Source organism: Streptomyces sp. NPDC002306 (assembly GCF_053593435.1).
Genome location: NZ_JBSFCK010000026.1, coordinates 1 through 23,953 on the forward strand (window position 1 = coordinate 1; position 23,953 = coordinate 23,953).

General features: G+C 70.2%; 21 protein-coding genes and 1 pseudogene. 9 read left to right on the top strand and 13 right to left on the bottom strand.

From position 1 onward, the window contains the following. From ACWCQK_RS32225 to ACWCQK_RS32235, 3 genes and pseudogenes are all read right to left on the bottom strand, one after another. Window positions 1-374 (bottom strand): ATP-binding cassette domain-containing protein (locus ACWCQK_RS32225; RefSeq protein WP_451161170.1); only part of this gene is annotated, 374 nt, incomplete at its 3' end. Window positions 375-449: 75 nt separating this feature from the next. Then, a complete protein-coding gene (locus tag ACWCQK_RS32230) occupies window positions 450-1,292 on the bottom strand; it encodes a DUF4097 family beta strand repeat-containing protein (protein ID WP_451161038.1) in 843 nt (280 codons plus the stop codon). 96 nt (window positions 1,293-1,388) lie between these two features. Continuing rightward, a pseudogene (locus ACWCQK_RS32235) lies at window positions 1,389-1,915 on the bottom strand (toxin-antitoxin system HicB family antitoxin); the annotation flags it as partial. 452 nt (window positions 1,916-2,367) lie between these two features. Here ACWCQK_RS32235 and ACWCQK_RS32240 point away from each other — a divergent pair. Beyond that, window positions 2,368-3,567, top strand: a complete 1,200-nt coding sequence (locus tag ACWCQK_RS32240; protein WP_451161040.1) for a PP2C family protein-serine/threonine phosphatase — start codon at window positions 2,368-2,370, stop codon at window positions 3,565-3,567. A gap of 32 nt (window positions 3,568-3,599) precedes the next feature. Here the strand turns inward: ACWCQK_RS32240 and ACWCQK_RS32245 are convergent, their stop codons facing one another. Further along, window positions 3,600-4,616, bottom strand: coding sequence for an aldo/keto reductase (locus ACWCQK_RS32245; protein WP_451161042.1), 1,017 nt, complete (start codon window positions 4,614-4,616; stop codon window positions 3,600-3,602). Between the two features lie 143 nt (window positions 4,617-4,759). On the opposite strand from ACWCQK_RS32245, the gene ACWCQK_RS32250 reads away from it, so the two are divergent. Next, on the top strand, window positions 4,760-5,647 hold the full coding sequence (locus tag ACWCQK_RS32250; protein ID WP_451161044.1) for a helix-turn-helix transcriptional regulator: 888 nt from the start codon (window positions 4,760-4,762) through the stop codon (window positions 5,645-5,647). An 88-nt stretch (window positions 5,648-5,735) separates the two neighbouring features. Here the strand turns inward: ACWCQK_RS32250 and ACWCQK_RS32255 are convergent, their stop codons facing one another. Then, window positions 5,736-6,155, bottom strand: coding sequence for a CBS domain-containing protein (locus tag ACWCQK_RS32255; protein ID WP_451161046.1), 420 nt, complete (start codon window positions 6,153-6,155; stop codon window positions 5,736-5,738). 449 nt (window positions 6,156-6,604) lie between these two features. Between ACWCQK_RS32255 and ACWCQK_RS32260 the strand changes: the two genes are divergently transcribed. The 3 genes from ACWCQK_RS32260 (at window position 6,605) to ACWCQK_RS32270 (ending at window position 10,199) form a co-directional block, all read left to right on the top strand. Then, the gene (locus ACWCQK_RS32260) at window positions 6,605-8,494 is read left to right on the top strand and encodes a LamG-like jellyroll fold domain-containing protein (protein WP_451161048.1); all 1,890 of its coding nucleotides are present in this window, start codon (window positions 6,605-6,607) and stop codon (window positions 8,492-8,494) included. Window positions 8,495-8,635: 141 nt separating this feature from the next. Next, complete coding sequence (locus ACWCQK_RS32265; protein WP_451161050.1) at window positions 8,636-9,358, top strand: hypothetical protein; 723 nt, start codon at window positions 8,636-8,638, stop codon at window positions 9,356-9,358. Window positions 9,359-9,542: 184 nt separating this feature from the next. Beyond that, on the top strand, window positions 9,543-10,199 hold the full coding sequence (locus tag ACWCQK_RS32270; RefSeq protein ID WP_451161052.1) for a TOPRIM nucleotidyl transferase/hydrolase domain-containing protein: 657 nt from the start codon (window positions 9,543-9,545) through the stop codon (window positions 10,197-10,199). A gap of 104 nt (window positions 10,200-10,303) precedes the next feature. On the opposite strand, the gene ACWCQK_RS32275 is transcribed toward ACWCQK_RS32270, so the two are convergent. The 5 genes from ACWCQK_RS32275 to ACWCQK_RS32295 all read right to left on the bottom strand — a co-directional run bounded on the left by ACWCQK_RS32275 (window position 10,304) and on the right by ACWCQK_RS32295 (window position 15,687). After that, a complete protein-coding gene (locus tag ACWCQK_RS32275) occupies window positions 10,304-12,103 on the bottom strand; it encodes an arabinofuranosidase catalytic domain-containing protein (RefSeq protein WP_451161054.1) in 1,800 nt (599 codons plus the stop codon). Between the two features lie 687 nt (window positions 12,104-12,790). Further along, window positions 12,791-13,675, bottom strand: coding sequence for a polyphosphate kinase 2 (gene ppk2, locus ACWCQK_RS32280; RefSeq protein ID WP_451161056.1), 885 nt, complete (start codon window positions 13,673-13,675; stop codon window positions 12,791-12,793). A 20-nt stretch (window positions 13,676-13,695) separates the two neighbouring features. Continuing rightward, on the bottom strand, window positions 13,696-13,932 hold the full coding sequence (locus tag ACWCQK_RS32285; RefSeq protein WP_451161058.1) for a hypothetical protein: 237 nt from the start codon (window positions 13,930-13,932) through the stop codon (window positions 13,696-13,698). 20 nt (window positions 13,933-13,952) lie between these two features. Continuing rightward, a complete protein-coding gene (locus ACWCQK_RS32290) occupies window positions 13,953-15,107 on the bottom strand; it encodes an anion permease (protein WP_451161060.1) in 1,155 nt (384 codons plus the stop codon). Between the two features lie 247 nt (window positions 15,108-15,354). Then, the gene (locus tag ACWCQK_RS32295; protein ID WP_451161062.1) at window positions 15,355-15,687 is read right to left on the bottom strand and encodes a hypothetical protein; all 333 of its coding nucleotides are present in this window, start codon (window positions 15,685-15,687) and stop codon (window positions 15,355-15,357) included. A gap of 211 nt (window positions 15,688-15,898) precedes the next feature. Between ACWCQK_RS32295 and ACWCQK_RS32300 the strand changes: the two genes are divergently transcribed. Together ACWCQK_RS32300 and ACWCQK_RS32305 are read left to right on the top strand one after the other, a co-directional pair. Further along, entirely contained in the window at window positions 15,899-17,143 is a 1,245-nt protein-coding gene (locus ACWCQK_RS32300; RefSeq protein ID WP_451161064.1) for a glycoside hydrolase family 88 protein, read from the top strand. Between the two features lie 164 nt (window positions 17,144-17,307). Further along, entirely contained in the window at window positions 17,308-17,808 is a 501-nt protein-coding gene (locus ACWCQK_RS32305) for a nuclear transport factor 2 family protein (protein ID WP_451161066.1), read from the top strand. A 64-nt stretch (window positions 17,809-17,872) separates the two neighbouring features. On the opposite strand, the gene ACWCQK_RS32310 is transcribed toward ACWCQK_RS32305, so the two are convergent. After that, a complete protein-coding gene (locus ACWCQK_RS32310) occupies window positions 17,873-18,412 on the bottom strand; it encodes a hypothetical protein (RefSeq protein WP_451161068.1) in 540 nt (179 codons plus the stop codon). 308 nt (window positions 18,413-18,720) lie between these two features. On the opposite strand from ACWCQK_RS32310, the gene ACWCQK_RS32315 reads away from it, so the two are divergent. Together ACWCQK_RS32315 and ACWCQK_RS32320 are read left to right on the top strand one after the other, a co-directional pair. Next, complete coding sequence (locus ACWCQK_RS32315) at window positions 18,721-19,167, top strand: hypothetical protein (RefSeq protein ID WP_451161070.1); 447 nt, start codon at window positions 18,721-18,723, stop codon at window positions 19,165-19,167. A gap of 178 nt (window positions 19,168-19,345) precedes the next feature. Next, window positions 19,346-22,225 (top strand): SpoIIE family protein phosphatase, encoded by a 2,880-nt coding sequence (locus tag ACWCQK_RS32320; RefSeq protein ID WP_451161072.1) that lies wholly within the window; start codon window positions 19,346-19,348, stop codon window positions 22,223-22,225. Window positions 22,226-22,280: 55 nt separating this feature from the next. Here ACWCQK_RS32320 and ACWCQK_RS32325 read toward each other — a convergent pair whose 3' ends face one another. Together ACWCQK_RS32325 and ACWCQK_RS32330 are read right to left on the bottom strand one after the other, a co-directional pair. Then, entirely contained in the window at window positions 22,281-23,039 is a 759-nt protein-coding gene (locus ACWCQK_RS32325) for a hypothetical protein (protein WP_451161074.1), read from the bottom strand. A gap of 31 nt (window positions 23,040-23,070) precedes the next feature. After that, entirely contained in the window at window positions 23,071-23,949 is an 879-nt protein-coding gene (locus ACWCQK_RS32330) for a TauD/TfdA dioxygenase family protein (protein WP_451161076.1), read from the bottom strand. Between the last annotated feature and the right edge of the window lie 4 nt (window positions 23,950-23,953).

The window sequence follows — 23,953 nt, forward strand, 5'->3', positions numbered from 1 at the left end:
CGGCGGCCTTCCTGTTTGGGCAGGTGGTGCAGGTCGGCCATGAGGAGCATGTTCTCCTCGCCGGTGATCAGGCCGTCGACGGCGGAGAACTGCCCCGTCACCCCGATCGCGGCGCGGATCTTCTGCGGGGCGCCGGCCAGGTCGTGGCCGGCGATCTGGGCCTGGCCGCCGTCGGCGGTGATGAGGGTGGAGAGGATCTTCACGGCGGTGGTCTTGCCGGCGCCGTTGGGACCGAGCAGGGCGAAGACGGTGCCCGCCGGGATCCGCAGGTCGATGCCGTCCAGGACGGTCTTGTCGCCGTAGGACTTGCGCAGCCCGACAGCCGAGACGGCGGGCGGCGACGGTTGACCGTCCCCCTGCTTGGGCGTGGGCATGACAGAAGAAGGCACGGGGCTCTCCATTCGAAGGTTGAAGCGGGCGGAAGATGTGGCGGGTTGGGGAGGTGGCGCTCAGGCCTTGGCGCGGCGGATGTCGATGTTGCCGTGCCGGGTGCGGGCAAGGACCTTGACGGTGTCCTCGGTCTTCTTCGGCGTCCCGGACGCGGTGAGCGTGTTGCGCACCTGGCCGGAGCCCGAGCCGGCGTCGAGCCAGGCAGCTGTGCCTTCGCGGACGCCGACCTGGATGGCGCCGTACGAGGTCTCCAACTGGACAGTGCCGCGCGCTACTTCACCCACCCGCAGGGCGCCGTGGGCGGTGGTGGCGGTGACCGAGTCCTCGGCGCGTGCGACGTCGATGTCCCCATGGGCGCCGCTCGCCCGGAGCTCGCCGGTCGCGGCGCCGATGGCCGTGTTGCCGTGCGCGTTTTTCAGCACGACGGGGCCGTCGACGAGGCCGACGCGCACGCTTCCGGAGCTGGTGGTGATCTCGGCCGCGCCTTCGACGCGATCCACGGTGATCGAGCCGTGCGACGCGGTCAGGTTCAGCGGGCCGGTCACATCGAGGCGGACGTCGCCGTACAAGGTTTTCACGCGGACCTCGCCGAGTCGGCCCTCGCCGAGCACCCGGGCCGCGGCGCCGGTGATGTCGATACGGGAGCCAGTGGGCAGTTCGACCGTCACGTCGACGACGCCGGTGCGACCGAACAGAGGTGACTTGGGGGTCCGCACGGACAGCACGCCGCTCGCGTAGGTGACCTCGGTCCGGCCGGCCGCCCGTACGTCGAGGTCCCGCCCCGAGTCGCGGGGGCGCACCTCGACCACACTGTCCAGGCGGTCACCCGCGGCGAACCGGAGGGAACCGGCCTCCACGTGCGCGGTGACCGAGATCGGTTCGGGGGTGTCGAAAGTAGGCATGGCTGTCCCGTCCTCATGGATTCTCATGGGCATTCAGGACGTCCCCGCTGGTGGGACGTGGTGTGGTGAAGTGGTGCGGAGCGGACGCGGCGACTGGCGCACCCAGCCCGTGAAGCTCTGTCCGACGGTCACCCGACGCTCTGGCTCTTCTCCGCCGTACGCGGCCGAGTGGGACCGTCGGCCGCGGCCGACACCGCCCGCACCAGCCACGCGTTGACGGACAGCCCCTCGCGGCTCGCGGCCTCCTCGGCGCGCGCCTTGAGGGAGGCCGAGAGCCGCAGATTGACGCGGGCGATGCCCCCTTCGTCCCCGTCGGCGGGCACCTGCGCCTGGACCGGTTCGACGGGCGCGACGACCGCCCCCATGGGGCTGCCGTCGGCGGGCGGCGGCGTCACCACGAAGTCGGGGTCGGGCCCGCGCAGCCGTACGTCGACCGAGCCGGGAGCGAGCTCGCGGGTGACCTCGCCCATCGCGGCCGAGAGCACGTGGAGCAGGGTCAGCCGGGTCGCCGACTCCAGCGGAGCGGTGAGCCGCTCGGCCAGCTCGCGGGCACCTTCCCCGCCTGCCTCGGCGGCCACCGCAAGTTCACGGCGGAGGGTGTCGACGTACGGGGTGAGATCCATGACGCCATCATGGCACCACATTGGCGCCATCGCAAGCCCGATTGGCGCCACCCCCGAGGTCACTCGACAGCGGCGGAACCGACCTGCGGATTCGAGCGAGGCTCGCCTGCGCCATCATGGCGCTACGCACACCCGGCAAACTTGCGAGCGTATGGACTGAGACGGATGGCGCCAGCTGGCGTTGGTTGAACACCGCGAGACACCGCGAGACGCCGCGAGACACCGACTGACACTAAGTGGCGCCATCCCGCGCCAGGTGACGCCATGTGATGTCACCGGGTGGCAGCCTACGTCGCCTCGCCGACCACCCCCGGGGCCGAGCGCGCGCGACGATGAGCGTTGCCGCACGGATCGCCCAAGGGCGTGAGTGGCGCCCCTCGGGAATGGCGGACAAGCGGCCACGCGTTAGCGGGGGGAGGACGAGAGCACCGGAGCACGACTTGAGTACTCCCATGATCACGGCATCTGTGGCCGAAGCCCTGCGAGCCTGGCGGCGCGCCACGCCGGAGCCCCTGTGGTGGGTCGGGCCACTCCTGCTCATCGTCGCGATCCCGGTGGCCGACGGATTCCTGGCGCCGGACATCCATCTCGCGCACCTGCTGGTCGTCGCCGTGGCGGTCACCGCCATCGGCACCGGCCCGCGCGCCACCACGCTGATCGGGGCACTCGCCGTACTCGCCCTGGTCTCCGCCGGCATGGAGCGCGGGACGCTGACCACCGAGAGCGTGGTCGTCGAACTCTCCGCGCTCCTCGCCGTCTGCGCCTTCCTCGTCCTCTTCACACGCCTGCGTGACCGGCGCGAGCGGGAACTCCTCAGGGCGCGCTCCGTCTCCGACGCGGCACAGCGCGTCGTCCTACGGCCCTTGCCCGAGCGAACCGGACCCGTCACCCTCGCCTCGGAGTACCGCAGTGCCGAAGCGGACGTGACGATCGGCGGTGACCTCTACGCCGCGGCCCGGATCCCCGGCTCGACGCGGCTGCTCATCGGAGACGTCCGGGGCAAGGGTCTCCCCTCGATCAGCGACACGGCGATCGTGCTGGGCGCCTTCCGCGCCGCCGCACACCGCCCGATTCCGCTGCCTGAACTGGTCGCCTACATCGAGGACGCCGTCCGGTGGGGACTCGCGGAGTTCTCTGAGACGAAGGAGGACGCGGCCGAGCGCTTCGTGACCGCCGCCGTGGTGGACATCCCGGACCACGAGCCGGTGGTGCATGTGATCAGCTGCGGGCACCCGCCGCCCCTCCTGCTGCACAGCGCGAGCACCACACTCACAGCGACAACGGCAACGGCAACGGAGGGGACAGCGACAGCGCTGGCGGTACCCGAGCCGTCTCCTCCGCTAGGACTCGGCGTATTGCCGGACGGCGCCGACGGCACAAGCAGCGCCGCCGACACCTACGCTCCGGCGACTTTCCCCTTCGACCACGGCGACCGGCTGGTGCTGTACACCGACGGCGTCAGCGAGGCCCGGAACGCGGACGGTGTCTTCTATCCGCTCGCCGAGCGGGCGGCGGCCTGGGCGGATCAGGCGCCCGGTCCCCTGGTCGAGCGACTCACCGCCGACGTCCGCACGCATGCCGGCGGCCGCCTCGACGACGACATGGCGATCATCGTCGTACAGCGCGACCGCACACCGACACAGGGCGACTGAGTTCGAGCCGTGGTCGTGGGGACGCCCGTACGTCAGCGGCGGCGCAGGCGCTTGTCGGTGATGGGCGGCGGCGGGTTGACGAAGAAGTCGTCCGGATTCACGTCGACGCCGGGCGGCACGATGGCGTCGACGCGGTCGAGAATGTCGCCGGTGAGCTCCACGTCGGCGCCGGCGAGGAGGTCGGCGAGGTGTTCGGGAGTGCGCGGGCCGATCAGTACCGCGCTCACCGCCGGGTGGGAGCGCACGAACGCGATCGCGAGATGGGCGAGCGACAGTCCGGCCTCGGCAGCCAGGGCGGTGAGCTTCTGGACGGCGTCGGCCTTGGCCCGTACGCCGGGCTGGGAGAGATCGAACATCTTCGCGCCGAGCCCGGCATTACGGTGCCCCTGGGTGGGATCCACGCGTCCGGAGAGCCAGCCGGAGTTCAGGGGGCCGAAGGTCAGCACGCCCATGCCGTACCGCTGGGCGGTGGGCAGGACGCGGTTCTCCACGCCGCGGGTGAGGACGGAGTAGGGGGACTGCTCGGTACGCAACGGGTGGTGGCCGTGACGCCGGGCCGTCCACTGGGCCTCGACGGTCTCCTCCGGTGCGAAGAAGGAGCCCCCGATGGCACGGATCTTCCCGGCGCGCATCAGGTCCGACAGGGCGGCGAGGGTCTCGTCGATGTCGGTGTCCGGGTCCGGGCGGTGCATCTGATAGAGGTCGATGTGATCCGTGTCCAGACGGCGCAGGCTGTCCTCGACCGCGCGCCGGATCCAACGGGCCGAGCCGCCGCGCTGGTTGGGGTCCTCCCCCATCGGCAACCCGAACTTGGTGGCCAGCACCACCGCGTCACGACGGCCCTTGAGAGCCTTGCCCACGATCACCTCCGACTCCCCGCCGGAGTAGACATCCGCCGTGTCGACGACATTGATGCCTGCGTCAAGCGCGGCGTGGATGACGCGGATGCACTCCTCGTGGTCGGTGTTGCCCATCGCGCCGAACATCATCGCGCCGAGCGCGTACTCACTCACCGACATGCCGGTGCCGCCGAGAATCCTGCGCTTCATCGCAGCTCGCCTCCTGGTGCCTTGGTTGCTCGTGCCAGCCGAACACGGCCATCGGCCAGGGTGGGAGACCCGCTCGGACAGGGGGTCCAGCAGGGCCTCCCTGGAGGCTCAACGCTGGGATCCGCCGCGCCTACGCTGGTCGCATGGGTCAGGATCCGAATACGGAGCTGCGGGACTTTCTGCGCTCACGCCGAGCGAAGATCACCCCCGAGGGGGCGGGTCTGACGCCGCATCCCGGCACGCGGCGGGTGCCCGGTCTGCGGCGCGAGGAGGTCGCGCTGCTCGCCGGGGTCAGCGTCGACTACTACATCCGCCTCGAACGCGGACGCCACGCACATGTCTCGGAAGCGGTCCTGGACGCCCTCGCGCGCGCCCTGCGCCTCAACGACCTGGAGCGCGCGCACCTGCTCCGCATCGCGCGCCCCTCCCCCGCCCGCTCACGCCCCGCGCCGTCGCAGCGCGTCCGCCCGGGCCTGCAACTGCTGGTCGATACGCTCGCCGACGTCCCGGTCCTGGTTCTGGGACGGCGTTTCGACGTGCTGGCCGGCAACCACCTCGCCCGCGCCCTCTACACCGACTTCGACGCGCTGCCCGCCCACGACCGCAACATGGCCCGGTTGATCTTCCTCGACGAGCGGGTACGCGCGCTCCACGTCGACTGGGAGGAAGGTGCCCGCTCGGTGGTCGCCTCCCTGCGCCTGTACGCCGGACGCCACCCCCATGATCCCGCCCTGGCCGAACTCGTCGGCGACCTCTCACGCCGCGACGCCGACTTCCGCCGCTGGTGGGCCGAGCACGACGTCTTCCAGCGCACTCATGGCACCAAGCGCTACCGGCACGCCCTCGTCGGGGATCTCGTGCTGGGCTACGAAGCCTTCACCGCCGCCGACGACGCCGACCAGACCCTCGGCATCTACACCGCCGAGCCCGGCTCCCCCTCCGAAGACCGCCTGAAACTCCTCGCGAGCTGGAGCAGCCCCTCGCACCACCAGCCCACCCAGGAGCACCACGGGGTTCCGCCTCGCACTTGAAGTCCCCGGACCGACCGGCCGGAGAGGCGCTCAAGCCGGACCGCCCGCACCGTCCGGCGCGGGTGGTCCAGGCAGTGCCCTCGCCTGGTCAGGCCTCCGCGTAGATCCTCTCCACAAAGGTCGCCATCTGGTCGTCGGAGAGGTGCGGGGCGAGATCCGCCTCGCTGATCATGCCCACCAGCTTCTTGTTCTGGATCACGGGCAGCCGACGAATCTGGTGACTCTGCATCTCCTCCAGCACATCAGTGACGTCCGCGTCCGCATCGATCCAGCGCGGGGTGCCCTGGGCCATGTCACCGCACGTGACCTGCGCGGGGTCGTGCCCCTTCGCCACGCAGTTCACGACGATGTCGCGGTCCGTGACGATGCCGCACAGCCGCTCCGCGGAGTCGCTGATGGGCAGAGCGCCCACGTTGAGCTGGGCCATGAGCTGAGCGGCCCGGTCGAGGGTCTCGGTGGCGGGGATCCACTGAGCCCCGGGGTGCATGATGTCTGCGGCGGTAGTCATCGCGTCAACCTCCTGATCGCGCCGTCGCGGCGGGCGCGGGCGCGCCCGCTTCGGCGCCCTCATACCCATCCTGATTCGGCTGTTCGGAGTACGCGACTCCGCCCTACGACACACCCGGTACGCACCCGCAGCCACCACGCCTTCATCGCAGTCACCTCCGCCGACCGCTCAAGGGTTCTTGAGCGGCGTGAGGTCGCGCCGTATGGCTGTACCGGCCGTACCGGGTCCCCATGAGGTCGTCAGCCGCTCGCCGCGCCTCGGCCAGGGAGTTCCCGGGCACCACACCGCCGCAGCCCCCGTACCGAACGGCTCGCTCCGCGCTGTCACCTCGCGGCCGCTGTCATTCGTGCGGCTATCTGAAGCCGTTGTTCAGCTGTCTGCCATCGGTCGGTCACAGCCACTGCGCAGCGTGCCCCTCGGACCCGAAAAGTTCCACCTCAGGAGGGCACATGGGCACGTCAGGACACCAGAGCGGACTGGACAGACGCGCGTTGCTGCAGGCGGCGGTCGCCATACCGGCGGCCGGCGCGGCGGTGACGGCGGCGTCCACGATCGCGGCGACGCCCGCGCACGCCGCCACGGCGAGCAGCGGCGGCCGGTCGCACTTCGACGAGGAGAGCCCGCGCTTCGCACTCGCGGTCCTCCCCGACACCCAGTACCTGTTCGACGCGGACAGCGCGGACCCGGAGCCGCTGCGCGAGACCTTCCGCTACCTCGCCGCCGAGCGCGCCGAGGCGAACATCGCGTTCATGACGCACCTCGGCGACGTGACGGAGCACGGCACGGAGGAGGAGATCGGCCTCGCCGCCGACACCTTCCGCACCATCCACGGCAAGGTGCCCTACAGCGTCCTCGCCGGCAACCACGACATCCGCTCGTCCACCGACGACCAGCGCGGCGACTCCGCCTACCTCGACGCGTTCGGCCCGGAGCGCTACGCCTCGATGCCGACCTTCCGGGGCGCGTCGCCCGACGGCTACAACAGCTACCACGTGCTGCGCGCCGCGGGCCGCGAGTGGCTGGTCCTCGCCCTCGACTGGCGTGTGTCGGACAAGGGCCTGTCGTGGGCGCAGGGCGTACTCGACGCACACCCGACACTGCCCGCCATCCTCACCACGCACGACATCGCGTGGTCCGACGACGACGGCGCGGCGCAGCTGTCGGGCAACGGCACGCGTCTGTGGGACGGCCTGATCCGCGGCAACGACCAGATCTTCCTGGCGCTGGGCGGCCACTACTGGCCGCCCGGGCGCACCGTGCTCACCAACGACGCTGACAACGATGTCCACGTCCACATCACCAACTACCAGGACCGCTACTACGGCGGCGCCGGCATGATCCGCATGTACGGCTTCGACGTGGTCCGGAACGTGATCGACGTCCAGACCTTCTCTCCGTGGTTCCTCGCCCGGGACCCGGAGAAGCGCAGCCCGCTGGAAGCGGAGACCATCGAACTGACCGGTCCCGTCGACCGGTTCAGCCTGGACATCGACTTCGCCGAGCGTTTCGCGGGCTTCTCCCGTGCGGTGCCTCCGGCGCCCCGCCCGCCGGCCGCCGTGATGCCGCGCGGCACGGTCGCGTACTGGCGCTTCGACACCTCCGGCACGGTCGCCGCCGGGAAGCCGGGCACGTCCGTCCCCGACGGCGTCGTCGTGCGCGACCTCTCCGGCCACGGCAACGACCTGACCGTGAGCCGTGTCGGCGCCGCCGGCCAGGACGCGCTGACCTGGTCCGCGGATCACCACCCGGGCCAGCCGGCGCACGCCAGCCTGCGCTTCGACGGCGGCAAGAGCCCTGACCACGCCGCGATCCTGACCACCGCCGCCGGAGCCGCGCTCAACAGCGAGAAGTTCACCTCCGGCTACACCATCGAGACGTTCATCCGCCTGCCGGAGCCGTTCGAGGGCGACCACGCCTGGATGGGCATCCTCAGCTGGGAGGGCCGGAACGGCGACGCCGGCAAGACCACCGGCTGGTCCCCGCTGGAGCCCACCTGCAGCCTCAACCTCTCCCCGGAGCGGTTCCTGCAGTTCGTGGTCTACCCGCACAAGCAGGACGCCGACCCCACGTCGTGGAGCCACGCCCTGCCCATCGGCCGCTGGACACACATCGCGGTCGTCAACGACGGCCGCCGCACGGTGGTCTACGTGGACGGCTCGCGCATCGCCCGCAACCCCACGCAGCGCTCGACCGGCATCGCCACCCTCGGCAAGCCGTTCGTGATCGGTGCCACCCAGTTCGACGAGCGCTTCGGCCAGGGGTTCTACGGCTGGATCGGCGACACCCGCATCGTGGACCGCGCGCTGCCCGTACGGGACTTCCTCGCGCCCCCGGCGTAGCGCATGCCGTGTGCCGTGCCGACCTCACTCCTCGGGAGGCGGCACGGCGCGCGACCGGCGATCCGAGCAGGGTCCGCGAAGACGTCGTATCCGGTCCGACACGGGTGGCCGTCGCCGCCCTGTCGCCGTAGTGACTAGGGGATGATCGCCTACGTGACGAAGGAAGCGGATTCGGGTGCGGGCGTTGATGAAGCCGCGACGTGGGACGCGCGGTTGGGTTGGGCGTTCGGGCTCATCGCCCACGATCCCGTCGAGCGGGCCGCGGCGCTGCTCCGTCTCGCTGATGTCCAGGGAAAAGTGGCGGACGCCCGGGATCGGTTCAACGAGTTGTGGCATGCGACGCTGCCGCTCGGCAGAGAGGAGCGCTGGCGTGATCCGGCGTTCCTGCGGGCACATGAGCGGTATGTCGAAGCCGGGAGGTATTCGCTGCCCAACGCGTTGTGGAACCGCCCGTCCAGCGACATCAGGACCTGGCAGGGGTTGCCGTACGCGCTCCTCTTCCTGGAATGGGAGGCGAGGTATCCGCAGGAGTGGACCCGGTACGCCAAGGAGTGGGGCACGAAAGAGGGCCTCATACGGGACGTGGCGGTCGCCGGCCACGGCGAGACGGCCCGGGCGAAGCTCACCGACCTGGTCGAGGTCGTCGTTCAGAGGGCCTACCGCTGCAAGGACCGCGCGTACGTGCGCGTCGCCCGAGCCGTCGACAGTGAGGATCTGCGCGGCAGGCTGAAGGCCGCCGCCCGGTCCGCCAACCCATGGGCCCGGCTGCATTCCGGCTATGTCCTCTGGCTCCTCGATCGCCCGGAGGTGCCCAACACGATCCGCGTCTGGCAGAACTGGATAGCGGACGACGCCGGAGAGTGAGGCCCCCGTCCATGCCCTCTTCCGCCGTCGGCCCGAGCGGCCACTCGATCCGCCGCGGCGGACTCCATGCGTCGCTCCCGCGGCTGCCGCGCCTCCTTCGGACTCTTGGGGCGTCGATTCCCGGAAAACGTTCGTGCGTACGAGATCTCGGCCGTGCCAGGATGGCTTCGGGAAGCGAGGTCTCGTGAAGGAATTGGCGCGGTTCCGCCAGGCGTTGGTCGCGTGGGCGGCCCGCGGAGCGGAGGCGGACGCTGCCGCCGCGGTGGCGCGGGAACTGGCCGGCGGCGGGGCGCGGACCATCGTCCTGGTCGAGGGGAGCAGCGATCAGGTCGCCCTCGAAGCGCTGGCCACACGGTACGGCCGCGACCTCGGCGCGGAGGGCGTCGCGGTGGTACCGCTCGGCGGTGCGACGAACATCGGGCGTTTCCTGGACGTGTGTGGTCCTCCGGGGCTCGACCTTCCGCTGGCCGGCCTCTACGACATCGGTGAGGAGCGGCATTTCCAGCGTCACCTCGAACGGGTCGGGCTCGGATCCGGTCTCGCGCACAGCACATTGGAGACGCTGGGATTCCATGTGTGCGTCGCCGACCTGGAGGACGAACTGATCCGCGCCGTGGGGGCCGAGGGCGTACAGCAGGTGATCGAGGCCCAGGGCGAGACGCGCCCCTTCCGCACCTTCCAGGGCCAGCCGGCGCAGCGGGAACGGCCCGTGGAACACCAGCTGCGGCGCTTCATGGGCACGCACAGCGGCCGCAAGGCGCTCTACGCGCAAGCCCTGGTCGCGCACCTGCGCCTCGACCGCGTTCCCCGGCCGCTGGAGCGCCTCCTCACGCACGTATGACCGTCTTCAGCGGCTGCCGTCCTTGGGCATGGCCTCGGACGACGACGTGCCGTGGGTGACCGTCCGGGCACCGCGTGGGTACCCGGACAGCGGAACGACGTACGTCAGTGCAACGCGAACTTCTGGGCCGCCGAACCGTTGCAGTCCCAGATCCGCAGCCGTGTGCCGTTGGCGGTAGCGCCGTTGGGCGAGTCGAGACAACGGCCCGACTGCGGGTTGAGCAGCGAACCATCGGCCTGCTGCACCCACTTCTGGCCGCCCACACCATTGCAGTCCCACAACTCGACCTCGGTGCCGTTGCCGGTCCCGTTGCCGACGATGTCCAGGCACCGCCCGATCGTGGACAGCGAACTGTCCGCGTGACGCGTCCAGTGCTGATCCGCCGCCCAGGACTGGCAGTCCCACAGCTGAACGGCCGTACCGTTGGTGCCCGTGTCGTCCGCGGCGACGTCCACGCACTTGGCACCGGGACCGGTGACCGGCGCACCGCCGTTCACGGAGAACTTCTGGGCCGCCGCGCCGTTGCAGTCCCAGATCTGCAGCACCGTTCCGTTCGCGGTGGCACCGCTGGGCGAGTCGAGACAACGGCCCGACTGCGGGTTGAGCAGCGAACCATCGGCCTGCTGCACCCACTTCTGGCCGCCCACACCATTGCAGTCCCACAACTCGACCTTGGCCCCGTTGGCGGTCCCGTTGCCGACGATGTCCAGGCACCGCCCGATCGTGGCCAGCGAGCCGTCCACGCGGTGCTCCCAGTGCTGGTCTTCGGCGTAGGTCTGGCAGTCCCACAGCTGGACGGCGGTGCCGTTGGTGCCGGTGTCGTCCGCGGCGACGTCGACGCACTTGCCGCCGGGTCCGGTGACCGTCCCCTGCGGGCCGTTGGGAACGTCCGTCGCGCCGGAGTATCCGACCGAGACGATGTTCGCCTGAACCGCGTTCTCCGCGGCGTCGGTCGGGTATCCGGCGACCATCACGCCCTCGAAGAACGTGCCTCTGTTGCGGTTGCTGTTGTCGCCGCCGATGCCCAGGATGATGCCGCCTTCCTGTTGCATCGGCCGGTAGCCGCCGCGCGTGGGCAGACCGCCGTCCCACCACGTCGTCAGGGCGCCGGACTGGGAGTTGCCGCCCTTGAGGGCGTATCTGGTCTGTCCGTCGTTCTTCAGCACGGCGGTGACGTACGCGCTGTTGTTGCCGCGATTGGCGGTGTTGGAGCCGTTGTCGCCCTGGAACATGCCGTTCTCCAGGTCGGCCTCGACCCACGGGCCCGAACCGGTGCACGGCGCGAAGTAGCAGGTGGTCGCGATACTGACGGCGTCCATGTGCCCGTTGCCGGTGTCGGCGGGGGTGCTCTCGGCGTTGCCGTAGTCGAAGCAGCAGTCGGAGCCGACGTGCGTGCCGCTGGCCACCATGTAGACACCCTCGGGCTGTCCGTTGACGGCGACGCCCGACGCGACTCCCGTGTAGCGGTACCCGACGCCGGGTGAGATCCAGATGCCGTACACCTTGTGGCCGCCGGCGGTCACGGCGATCTCACTGGCATCGGCCCCTCGGTCCACGCCACCGGCGGTCCCTGCCGGGCCCGGCGTGAGGTCGTTGTGCCGGGGGCTCTGGTCGTAGACCTTGGTGATGCGGCAGGTGGTGTTCGCGCAGAACGTGTCCTGCTGCGCCGCGTTCGCGTAGCCGCCCTGAGCCAGCAGACCGATGTCGGTCTTCGCGCCGTCCGAGGCGCGGGTGACCTGGTAGAGCGGTCCGTTGTACGAGGAGTAGAGGGCGCGCGTCGTACTGTGCGCGGCCACACACGCCGTGCCTGCGCCGCCGTAGAGGTCGCAGGGAAGGGAGCCGGCCGCCTGCGAAGCGCCGGGAAAGCCGATCAGGACGCCGAGAGCGAGGCCGAGAGCCGACACCGCGACCGCCACCGCCCGCGCGACTCGGTGACCTGCGGTGGCGGCCCTGCTCAGCGGTGTCCCCGCCCAAGATAATCTCGTAATGTGCATGACAAATCTCCTCCAAAGTCCAGCCCTGACTTGAGGTGCCGTCCGCACGGACGGATCGCACGCCGACCGGCTCGGAACCTACGCAGCCTGTTTGAAGGCGTCAATATTTGTGGCATCGCTTTGGTACGTACTTTGCTTGATGTCGGAACGTGTTCGTTCTCCTTACGGGACCCGACCAGTGCGGAAGGCGGTCCAGTCGTTCGTCCCGCAGCCGCGCGTCGGCCTCGGAGAGCGTGATGTCGGGCCCGGCGTGGGCCAGTTCGGCGACAGCGGCCATCCAGCGACCGACCGGGCCGTCCAGGTCATGGCACTGGGGGGAAGTCGCGCGAGGTCCAGGCCGGGCAGGCGGCCGGTGGCGGTCCCGTCGTGGGTGACCGAGGTGGTGCTGTGACCGGTGCGGCGCATGCCGTCGACCAGGAGGCTCCGGCTGCCATCGGGGCAGACGTTGGTGCAGCCGACCGCGGCAGAGCCCTGACCGGCCCGTGGATCGAACGAGGTGCTGTCGTGGCCTGGTACCTGGCACCCTGTCGACCGTGCAAGGCGCCGCACGAATCGTGGCCTTCGGCGGCGCCTGCCCAACGTCTCCCGCGCACCCGCTCAGTGAGCGTGGTCGTCCTCGCCCGCCTCCAGCAGGTTCGCGGCCGCGCCGACGATGCTCGGATCGGGACTGCCGACGACGTCCTCGTCCTTGTCGGCGTAGTCGAAGCGCGCGAGGACACTGCGCATGGCCTCGACACGGGCCCGCTTCTTGTCGTTGCTCTTCACCACGGTCCAGGGCGCCTGCACGGTGTCCGTCTCGCGGAACATCGCGACCTTGGCGGCCGTGTAGTCGTCCCAGCGGTCGAGCGAGGCCAGGTCCATGGGGCTGAGCTTCCACTGCCGTACGGGATCGACCTGGCGGATCGTGAAGCGGGTGCGCTGCTCGCCCTGGGACACCGAGAACCAGAACTTGATCAGGTCCACGCCGTCGTCGACGAGCATCCGCTCGAACGCGGGCGCCTGCCGCATGAAGCGCCGGTAGTCGTCGTCCGTGCAGAAGCCCATGACCCGCTCCACGCCGGCCCGGTTGTACCAGGAGCGGTCGAACATCACGATCTCGCCCGCGGTCGGCAGATGCTCGACATACCGCTGGAAGTACCACTGCCCGCGCTCGCGCTCGGTCGGCTTCTCCAGGGCCACGACACGCGCGCCCCGCGGGTTGAGGTGCTCGGTGAACCGCTTGATCGTGCCGCCCTTGCCGGCCGCGTCGCGCCCCTCGAAGACGATGACGAGGCGGCGACCGCTCTCCTTGATCCAGCTCTGCAGCTTCAGCAGTTCTATCTGCTGGAGCCGCTTGTGCCAGTCGTACTCCTTGCGCTCCATGCGCTCCTGGTAGGGGTAGTTCTCCCGCCAGGTGTCCACCGGGGTGCCGTCCGGCCGGATCAGCACCGGGTCGTCATGGTCGCTGTAGTCGACGGTCATTCCCGTCAGTAGTGCAGTCATCGTGTCTCTCCGCCTTGGCCTCAGTGGAACTGCGGCACGATCAGATAAATTCCGTACGCGACCACGGCCGCGCAGGCCAGGAAACACATCCCGGCCTGGGCGAGACCGAGGACGTGAGTGCGGCCGCCGTCCGCCTCCCGCGCGGTCTCGACCTGAGAGATACCCAGGACGCCGAGCGCGAAGACGACGACCACGGCGACGGTGACTCCGATACTCACCGCGGTGACCTCACCGAGTGCGGTCCAGTCCAGATCCATCGTACGAAACTCTCTTCGGCTCAGGCGGCGGTGCCGACGCCGGTGGGCGTCCCGCCACGGATGGTGACCTTGTGGGTGTCGTTCACGTTGTCCGCGTGGACCGGGTTACGGCGCGAGGCGAGGACGATGAACGCGGCGACGGCGACGGCGCACACGGCGATCACCGCGGTGCCGACGTTTCCGCCGTGCTTGACCACGCTCGCCGAGACACCGCCGACCAGCGCGGCGGCCGGCAGCGTGATCAGCCAGCCGATCACCATGCGGCCCGCCGTGCCCCAGCGGACCTCGGCCAGACGCCTGCCCAGACCGGCGCCGAGGATGCCTCCGGAACAGACCTGCGTGGTGGAGAGCGCGAAACCGAGGTGCGCCGAGGTGAGGATCACGGTGGTGGAGGCCGCCTCCGCCGCGAAGCCCTGCGGCGACTGGATGTCGGTGAGCCCCTTGCCCATGGTGCGGATGATCCGCCAGCCGCCGAGGTAGGTCCCGAGGCCGATGGCGAGACCGGCCGACGCGATGACCCACACGGGGGGACCGGCGTCGTGGCCGAGTGAACCCGCCGAGATCAAGGTGAGCGTGATGACACCCATGGTCTTCTGCGCGTCGTTCGTGCCGTGCGCGAGCGAGACCAGCGAGGCCGAGGCGATCTGGCCGAACCGGAACCCCTTGGTCACCGATTCCTTGCGGCCCCGCGCGGTGATCCGGTAGGCGAGATAGGTGGCCAGTAGTGCGGCCACACCCGCCACGACCGGTGAGGCCACGGCAGGGATCAGCACCTTCTCGATGATCTTGTCGAAGTGGACACCGTGCTCACCGGCGCCGACCCACACCGCACCGATCAAGCCGCCGAACAGGGCGTGCGAGGAACTGGAGGGCAGGCCGAGCAGCCAGGTCAGCAGATTCCAGAGAATGGCCCCGACCAGCCCGGCGAAGATCATGCCCGGGGTGACCAGTGCGTCGTCGACGATGCCGCTCGAGATCGTCTTGGCGACCTCCGTGGACAGGAAGGCGCCGACGATGTTCAGAACACCGCTGATCAGGACGGCGGTTTTCGGCTTGAGCGCGCCGGTTGCGATGGACGTCGCCATTGCGTTCGCGGTGTCGTGGAACCCGTTCGTGAAGTCGAAGGCCAGAGCCGTGACGATGACGACCGCCACGAGGAACGTGATGTGGTCCATCGCTCGATGGAAGCAATCTGAGACGTACACGCGGGAAACCGGAGACGACCGGGACGCGTGGCCCAGCGAAGATGGATGTGTGTTTGGGTCGTATCGGACCGATCCGATGACTCGATGCGCGTCCCACCGCCGACCGTCGGCTCGCGTCGGCGCGCTCGGGTCGCCGGGCCCCGGAGCGCCATGACCCGTCTGGCGTCAGGCGGAGAGCGCGGCTGGAACTCGATGGCCTGCACGACGTCGAGTCGACTCAGGAGAGAGGTCGCTCACTCCGGCGGCGCATGTCCGGCCGGTCGAGAACCTCGACATACATGATCCGGCCATACACGACGTCCAGGCACAGCATTCCCCGCGCCGACAGGAGCGGCACACACCGGTGGCCGGCGCCATACGGCTGCCCCTGCGGATGCGCTTCGGTCGCGAAGCTCTGACAGAAGTCATCGCCACAGCCGCACTCGTCGACCAGACGAAGATCCCAGGCGCAGATGGCCAGTTCACGTTCTCCCTCGTGTTCTAGAAGGGAGATCAGTTCTGCGACGAACTCGGGGAAGACGTCGCGGACAAGGGGACGGTCCCGCTCCATGACCCGAGGGTAGCCGGAGTCGCAGACCCTGGCGCCGCCCTCTCGCCGTACTCGCCGGAGTCGCCGAGGGCCACCGCGCACTAGACGCCTGCCACACACGGGAGTTCACATACACAAACCTGCGCCACGTAGATGTACAGCGTGGTGAACGCCGTGCAACTCTTGCCTCGCCTCTTCGCGTTCCGTCCCCCACTCGAAACGGCGGGCCCCCATGAGCCTCTCCCGGCGACACCTGCTGACCTCCGCGGCCGGCGCCGCGGCCGCGACGACCGCGCTCGCACCCTCCGCTCAAGCCGCGCAGGCCGCGCCCATCGCCCCGGCCGCGGATCCGGCCGAGACGATACGAACCCTGCGCACGGCGGCGGACTACGCCGTGACCAAGCTGAGAGCGGTCGCCCCCGGCGTCACGTCGTTCCCCGTCATCACGAAGTTCGAGAAGTGGACCTACTCGGACAACGGCGACTGGGTCGGCGGCTTCTGGCCGGGCACACTGTGGATGGCCTGGCTGCACAGCGGCGACGCCCAGTTCCGCTCCCTGGCCCTCGCCGCGGCCGACCGGCTGGCCCCGCGCCGCACCGACACCGGCACCCACGACCTCGGCTTCCTCTTCTACCCCTCGTGGGTCACCGCCTGGCGGCTCACCGGCGACCCCAAGTGGCGTGACGGGGCTGTCCAGGCGGCGTCCTCGCTCGTCAAGCGGTACAACAGCGCGGGACGGTTCATCCGGGCCTGGGGCGCGCTGAACGAAACGGCCAACGCGGGCCGCGTCATCATGGACACGATGATGAACCTCGACCTGCTGACCTTCGCGAGCAAGCAGACCGGGGACGCGCGCTACCTCGACGCCGCCGTCGCCCACGCGCGCACCGCCCAGCGCTACTTCCCCCGCCCGGACGGCTCCACCCCGCACGTCTACGACTTCGACCCGGCCACCGGCGCCCCTCTCGGCCCCAACACGGTCCAGGGCTACAGCCCGTCCTCCTGCTGGTCCCGGGGCCAGGCCTGGGGCGTCTACGGCTTCACCACGATGCACCGGCGCACCGGCGACCCGCAGTTCCTCGCCACGGCGACCAAACTGGCGGACTACGCGCTCGGCGCCCTCACCCCGGACAACGTCCCGGTCTGGGACTACCTCGCGCCCCAGCAGCCGTACGACATCAAGGACTCGTCCGCCGGTGCCGTCCTGGCCTGCGGGCTGCTCGACCTCTCCGCCGCCACCGCCCGTCCCGACTACCGCGAAGCCGCCCTCCGCATCCTCACCGCCCTCGCGACCACCTGCCTGACCACCCGGTCCACCCGGGCCCAGGCCGTCCTCGCCCGCGCCACCCGCAACCGCCCCGCCGAGGACGGCATCGAGGTCTCCGTCCCCTACGGCGACTACTACCTCCTGGAGGGCATCCTCCGCGTCCTGCGCCCCGCCGACGTCGACCGCGCGATCGGCCTCTCCTCGGTGTGACGGCCTGAGCGCGGCAGCGGCCAGGCATCGGAACCCGGGACGCCCGACGACGGCGCTCGGCTCGCGTGATGCCTGGTCGCACCCCCGTGGCGGCTTTCGCCGGTCGGTGCGAGGCTGATCGGCAAGGAGCCCCGTCGGAGCGACGGACCTGCGAAGGAGCCATGGTGAACCCTGAGGAAATGGTCGCGCTGTGGGAGCGGCACACGGCGTACGAGTTCGAGGTCAAGGACGCCGATCTGACGGTGAGCACCATGGTGGAGGACGCCAGTGTGATGCATCTGCCGACGATGAGCGGGGGGTTCGGCAAGGAGCACCTACGGCGTTACTACCGCGACGTCTTCATTCCCGGCATTCCGCAGAACACCGTCACGGAGACCGTGGACCGGTCGGTGGGCAGTGACTTCCTCGTGGAGGAGATCCTCATGGGGATGCCTCACGACCAGGAGATCCCGTTCCTGCTGCCCGGACTCGCGCCGACCGGACGGGCCCTCGAGGTGCCGCTGTTGGTGATGGTGAAATTCCGCGACGGCCTGATGGAGAGCGAACGCCTCTACTGGGACCAGGCCGCCGTGTTGACCCAGGTCGGTCTGGTCGCCCCGGAAGGCCTGCCCATGGCCGCCCACACGGAGGTGGTCCGATTCCTGCGGGACAAGGTCATGTCCTGAAGTGCGCGCGGGGTCACGCGAGCCGGACTCCGCGCGGGGGTGCGACGCGCTTTTTTCGTGGAGCTCAACTCATCACGATCCGCTGACTCTTGAGCGCCGACTGCATGTGGCGACAGCGTTCCAGGGAGCGTCCACGCATCCACACCATCCAGCAGCAGAGCGCGACCGTCCCGGCCGCGGTGACCAGTGGCAAGGTCGGTTCACCGCTGCTCACCCCCAGCACGAGCAGCCCGGCCGCGACCAGGCCCATGGAGCCCAGCCAGTACGGCAGCCACCGCCTTCCCCGTTCCATGCGCCCGAGGTGCTCGTCGACGAGCCGTCGCATGGTCGCCTGCTCCTGGGGGTCCTTCGGCACCTCACGGTGCACGATCTTGCGGTTGAGTTCGGCGAGTCCGTGGGGGTCGGTGCCGACCGCACGCGCGACCCTGCGGCGCTGTAGGGCCATGAACCCGACGATGATCGCGGTGTAGAGCGCGGCCTGGATCACCCATAGCGCCGGATGCTCATCCCGACGCGACACAGCGTTGAAACCCACGGTCAGGACGAAGGCCAGGACCGCCTGGGCGAACAGACTGCGGCCGAGCCAGTTCCTCAAAGCGTGCACGGTACGTACCTCCTCGAACATCGACGCTCACCGCTGTCGCTGTCCGGTTACCCCGCCAGGCCCGGCCTACCGGCAGCCCACCTGCCGAACCGCAACAGATCGCACCTGACGCGGACTTGCGCACCGCTCCGCCCGGGGAGGGCGCCGTAGACTCCAGGCCGACGATGGCCCGGAGGAGACCGTGACGGATGGCCGGCCCGTATACGAAGCCGCGAAGCCGGCGGGAAACGGCTCGCGGCCGGCGTGGTCCGTGAGGTCGAATAGGGCGGTGTCGGAGTCGGCGGACGGGAACCAAGTACGGGGGCGTGGTGGGAACCGTACTGAAGGGCATGATCCGTGTCCCGTGGCACGAGTTGGAGCACGCGTACGGCTCCGCGAAGGACGTTCCCGGAAGGCTCTCCCGGGTGGCATGGGGCGATGCCAGGACCAGCGCCGAGGCCTTGAGCGACCTTGGCCTGTGGCTCGGTGAGCTGGCCGTCTTCGACGCGACGGTCGCCGCGGTCCCGTTCCTGTGGGATCTCGCCGTGACGGAAGCCGTCGCCTGCCGGCCCGAGGTGATCGAACTGCTCCGGGCGATCCTCGGACACGGCAGTTCGCACATCGAGGTACAGCGGGCTGCCCACCTCGCCGTGCTGCACCGTGCGCGCACGGTGACCGCGCTGACCGGTGATGACGACCCTGCGGTACGGGCAGCGGCAAACGATCTGGCGACGGCGATCGACGGCCATGTCTGCCGTTCCTGCCGCCCGGCCTGACGCAGATCGGTCGACGACCCCACACGACCCGCCTGCTCGCCCGCCTCCCCCAAGGCGGTTTGTTCGGGCTACTAAATACAGGTCGAGGGTTCCGCGCCCGGATGCCCGTATGGCGGACAAGGCATCGGCCGGGAAGAATCTTGCCAGGCACGGTTTGCACGAGACGAAGGTTCCCCGGATGAACGGTCGGTTGGCCTTGCTCGGGTCGGTGGCCCGTGGTCTCACGGAGAGCGAAGTCTTCCGTCTGGCACTGCAACACGCCGTGGCGGAGCTGAGCGCCCTCGGAGGCACGATCCATCTCCGCGGGCCCATGTCCGCGCTCCGGCTGGTCACGGCGACCGGCATACCCTCCGCCTGCATCCATACCTGGGAGATCATCGACCAGGACGGCCCGCTGGCACCGGCCCAGGCCCTCCAGCGCGGCACCGAGGTGTGGGTGCCGCTGGCGACAGCCGCTCCCGGGACGGATCCGGCCGCCCCGCCCTGTGCGGGCAGCGACTTCGGTGGCCACGGATGGCTCAGCACAGGCATGGTCGCCCTCCCCCTGTCGAGCGCGGACCGCACCACCGGCGTACTCACCCTTTTGACCGGTGAGCGGGGCGAGCCGACCCCGCGCCAGTGGGACTTCCTGCACGGCCTGGTCGCATGGACCGAGGAACGCCTGGCCCAGGCGCCGCCACCGGTGCGCCCCCCGCCGGACGACCGGGGCTCCGCGCGTCTGCGACAGGCCCTCAAGGAGGTCAGCATCGGGTCGTGGGACTGGAACATCGCGACCGGCGAGCTGATCTGGGACGAGGCGTCCATGGAGCTCTACGGCGTGACACCGGACGCCTTCACGGGCAAGGTCGAGGACTGGATGAGGGTCGTCCACCCCGACGACCTGGCCTACACGCTCGCCGCCGTGGAGCGGGCGATCCGTGACCGGACGGTGTTCGACGTCGAGTACCGGGTGCGCAGGCCGGACGGCGGCTGGGGCTGGACCAGGGCCCGGGCCAAGCCGACCTACCACGAGACGGGCGAGCCGTACCGGATGATCGGTATGGGCTGGGACACCAGCGAGTCCCGTACCGCCCGGGACGCCCTCAGCCGGGCATTGCGCCACATGAGCGACGGCTTCCTGGCGGTGGACGGCGACTGGCACGTCACCTTCGCCAACCTGGCGGCCGAGCGCGTCCTGGGTCTCTCCGAGGAGGAACTGTTCGGACGCGTGCTGTGGGAACTCCCCACGACCAGGCCGGCGCCTCCACGGCTGGAGGAGCAGTTCCGCAAGGCGGCACGCGAGGAGGGGCCCGCCAGCTTCGACTCGATGCTGTGGGGCAGCGACCGTCTGTACCAAGTACGCCTCGTCCCCGGGCCGGACGGGCACACCCTCTACTTCACCGACGTGACCGAGACCCGGCGCCTGGAGGTGGAGGCCGAGCGGTCCGAGCGTGCCGCGAGTGAACGTGCCGTCCGCATCGCGGAGTTGAACGCCGAACTCGCCAAGGCGACGACGTCGCAGGACGTGGTCGACGCGGCCGCCCGCAGGGTCCTCTCGCCCTTCGGCGCGTCCGGATTTCTGGTGCGGGTCATCGAGGGCAACCGGCTCCAGAACGTCGGGGCCGTCGGTCAGGCGCGCCAGTTCCGCCCCGCCCTCGACAACCGCACGCGGGTACCGGGCGACCCGGAGTGGGACACCATCACCTCGGGGGCCCCGCTCTTCTTCTCCTCCAGGGAGGAGAAGTCCAAGCACGTACCCGACGATCTCCTGCTGCCCGAGGCAGCGGATGAACAGGCGTGGGCCTACCTGCCGCTCACCGCCTCGGGGCGCACCTTCGGCGTCTGCATGGTGGTGTTCGACCACCCGCGCCATCTGACCGACGACGAGCGTGCCCTGCTGAGCACCATCAGCGCCCTCTTCGCCCAGGCCCTGGAGCGGGCCCGGCTCTACGACTTCGAGCACACCCGCTCCCGCGCGCTCCAGAGCAGTCTCCTCCCGCGCGGACTGCCCACCCTGTCGGCGTGCACCACCGCGGCCCGCTACCTCCCGGCCGGACAGGGTATGGACGTCGGCGGCGACTGGTACGACGTCATCCCTCTCTCAGGCGGCCAGGTGGCGCTCGTCATCGGTGACGTCGTGGGCCACGGCGTGCCCGAGGCCGCCACCATGGGCCGTCTGCGCACCGCTGTGCACACCCTCGCCGATCTCGAACTGCCGCCCGACGAAATCATGAGCCACCTCAACGACATCGTCAGCGGCATGGGCGAGGAGTCCTACGTCACCTGTGTCTACGCTCTGTACGACTCCACCTCGCAGGTCTGCTCGCTGGCACGGGCCGGTCACCCACCGCCCGCGCTGGTTCTCCCCGACGGCACCGTGCGCTTCCCGCAAAGCTCCGCCGACCCTCCGCTGGGTGTCACGAAGATGCCGTACGAGAAGGTCGATGTGCCGGTGCCCGACGGAAGCCTGCTGGTGCTCTACACCGACGGCCTGGTGGAGTCCTCCACCCGCGAGATCGACGCGGGCATGAACACGTTGGCCCGGCTCCTGAGCACCGCTCACGAGGACGGCGCCATGGCGGACCTGGAGCAGTTGTGCGACCGGCTGATCGGCGGTCTGCTGCCCGTGGACCAGATGACCGCCGACGACTCCGCGCTCCTCGTCGCGCAACTGCACGCGCTCCCGGCCGACCGGATCGCCTCCTGGCCGCTTCCCGACGCCGCTCCGGCGGCGGGCCAGGCCCGGCGGCTCGTACGGGAACAACTCGCCGCCTGGGACCTTCCCGACCTCATTCCCACGACGGAACTCCTGGCCAGCGAACTGGTCGGCAACGTCGTCCGGCATGCCAGAGGCCCCGTCCGCCTGCGTCTGCTGCACAGCACCAAACTGATCTGCGAGGTCTTCGACGCCAGCCCCGCGATGCCCCGCATCCGCCGCTCGGCGGACACCGACGAGGGCGGACGCGGCCTCCAGCTGATCACAGCTCTCACCCAGCACTGGGGCGCGCGCTACACCCCGGACGGCAAGTGCATCTGGACCGAACAGTCTCTCAACGACTCGCCCGGGGAAAACGGTTGACCGGACAGCGGCACACCGCCCGGTCCGTGCGACGACCTCCGGCCCGCACCCGCCCCTACGGCCGAGGCGCCGCCAGCGCCACAAGAAGCCCCTCGGCCAGGCGTACGGACGCAGTCGGGTCGTCCCGTGTCGTCGTGGCCCGGACGACGGCACGCAACTGCGCACCGGGGTACGTGTCGGCGTACGCCGCACACCCCTCCCTCACGTCCCTCTCCTCCGTCACGTACGCGCGGGACAGCGCGTCGCCGAGCGCCTCCGCGTGGGCCTCGGCGAAGGCCCGCGCGTTCGCCTCGCTGCTCAGCCGCGCGTACTCATGACCGTAGGTGTCGGCCTCGGCCGGGGCGAAGTCGTTGGCCAGCGCGTAGTCGCGGGCGCTCGTGTGGGCCTCGGCGTACGCGCTCGCCCGGTCGTAGGCCGCGTCGTACAGGCGGAGCAGCGCCGGGCCCAGCACCGTCCTCCAGGTGTCGCGCGCGACCGGCCTGCCCTGCGCCGCCGCACGATGCAGGTCTCCCAGGGCGGTGATCACACCGGAGTCCTCGTCGCGAGCCGCCCGCGCGAGGAGTGGCACGATCGTGTCGGCGTGCCAGACATGGACCGCGTGCAGACCGGTCGCGCGCGGTCCTTCGACGAGGAGCCCGTGCAGCCGGGCCGCCCAGCCGTCCGCGCTGTCCCTCGGCAGTAGCTCGTGCAGCGCGACAGCGACATGCCACAGCCAGGCCGGCGAGGACGCCCCGGCCACGGCCGCCGTGGGCGGTTCGGCGGCCGGTGACCGCAGCGCGGCGAGGAACGCGTCCGAGGCGGCGGTCGTGGTCATGGAGCACCTTCCCTTGCGTCGGCGAGCTGGATCAGGCGTACAGGCGGGTGCCGTTGACGGCCACGCGGCGGCCCTCCCTCGTGTGCGGGAAGTAGTCCCACACGGCGTGGTGCTGGACGCTGCGGTTGTCCCAGAGCACCAGGGTGCGCTCCTCCCAGCGGACCCGGCAGTGCAGCAGCGGGGTACGGGCGATGTGCGCGTACAGCATGCCGAGCAGGGCGTCGCTCTCGGCGCGGGACAGCTGGGTGATGTGCGAGGTGTAGGGGGCGTTGACGAACAGCAGCTTGCGGTCGGTCTCCGGATGCCGGGCGACGACGGGCTGTTCGGTGCGCGGCACGTCGTACTCGGGCGGCGGGGTCATTCCGGCGGCGGTCCACGGCAGGGCTCCGTCGTGCAGAGCGGTCAGGCCGTCCAGGAAGCCGCGCATGGCGGGTGAGAGCAGCTCGTAGGCGAGGTGCATGTTGGCGAACAGGGTGTCGCCGCCGCTGCCGCCCTCGGGGACGGTGGTGATGTACAGCATCGAGCCGAGGGAGGGTTCGGCGTCGGCGGTCCCGTCGGCGTGCCAGCCGTTGCCGGCGACCGCGCGGGACTCCTTGGTCGCCTTGATCTCCAGGATGTGCGGGTCGGATCCCTCGGGCGCGAGGGCGACGGGGTGCAGTTCGCCGAAGGTTCGCGCGAACCGCTTGTGTTCCTCGGGGGTGATGTCCTGGTCGCGGAAGACCAGGACGTGATGGGTGTGGAACGCGTGCGTGAGTTCCTTCTCCTGCTGGGGCGACAGCTCCTGGGACAGGTCGAGGCCGGTGACCTCCGCACCGAGCAGCGGGGTGATCGGGGCTACGGAGAGGGTGTCGTAGGGCTCGGCCGGCCGGGTGGTGAGCCGTTCGACGGCCCGCAGTGCGTAGTCCTCCATGAGG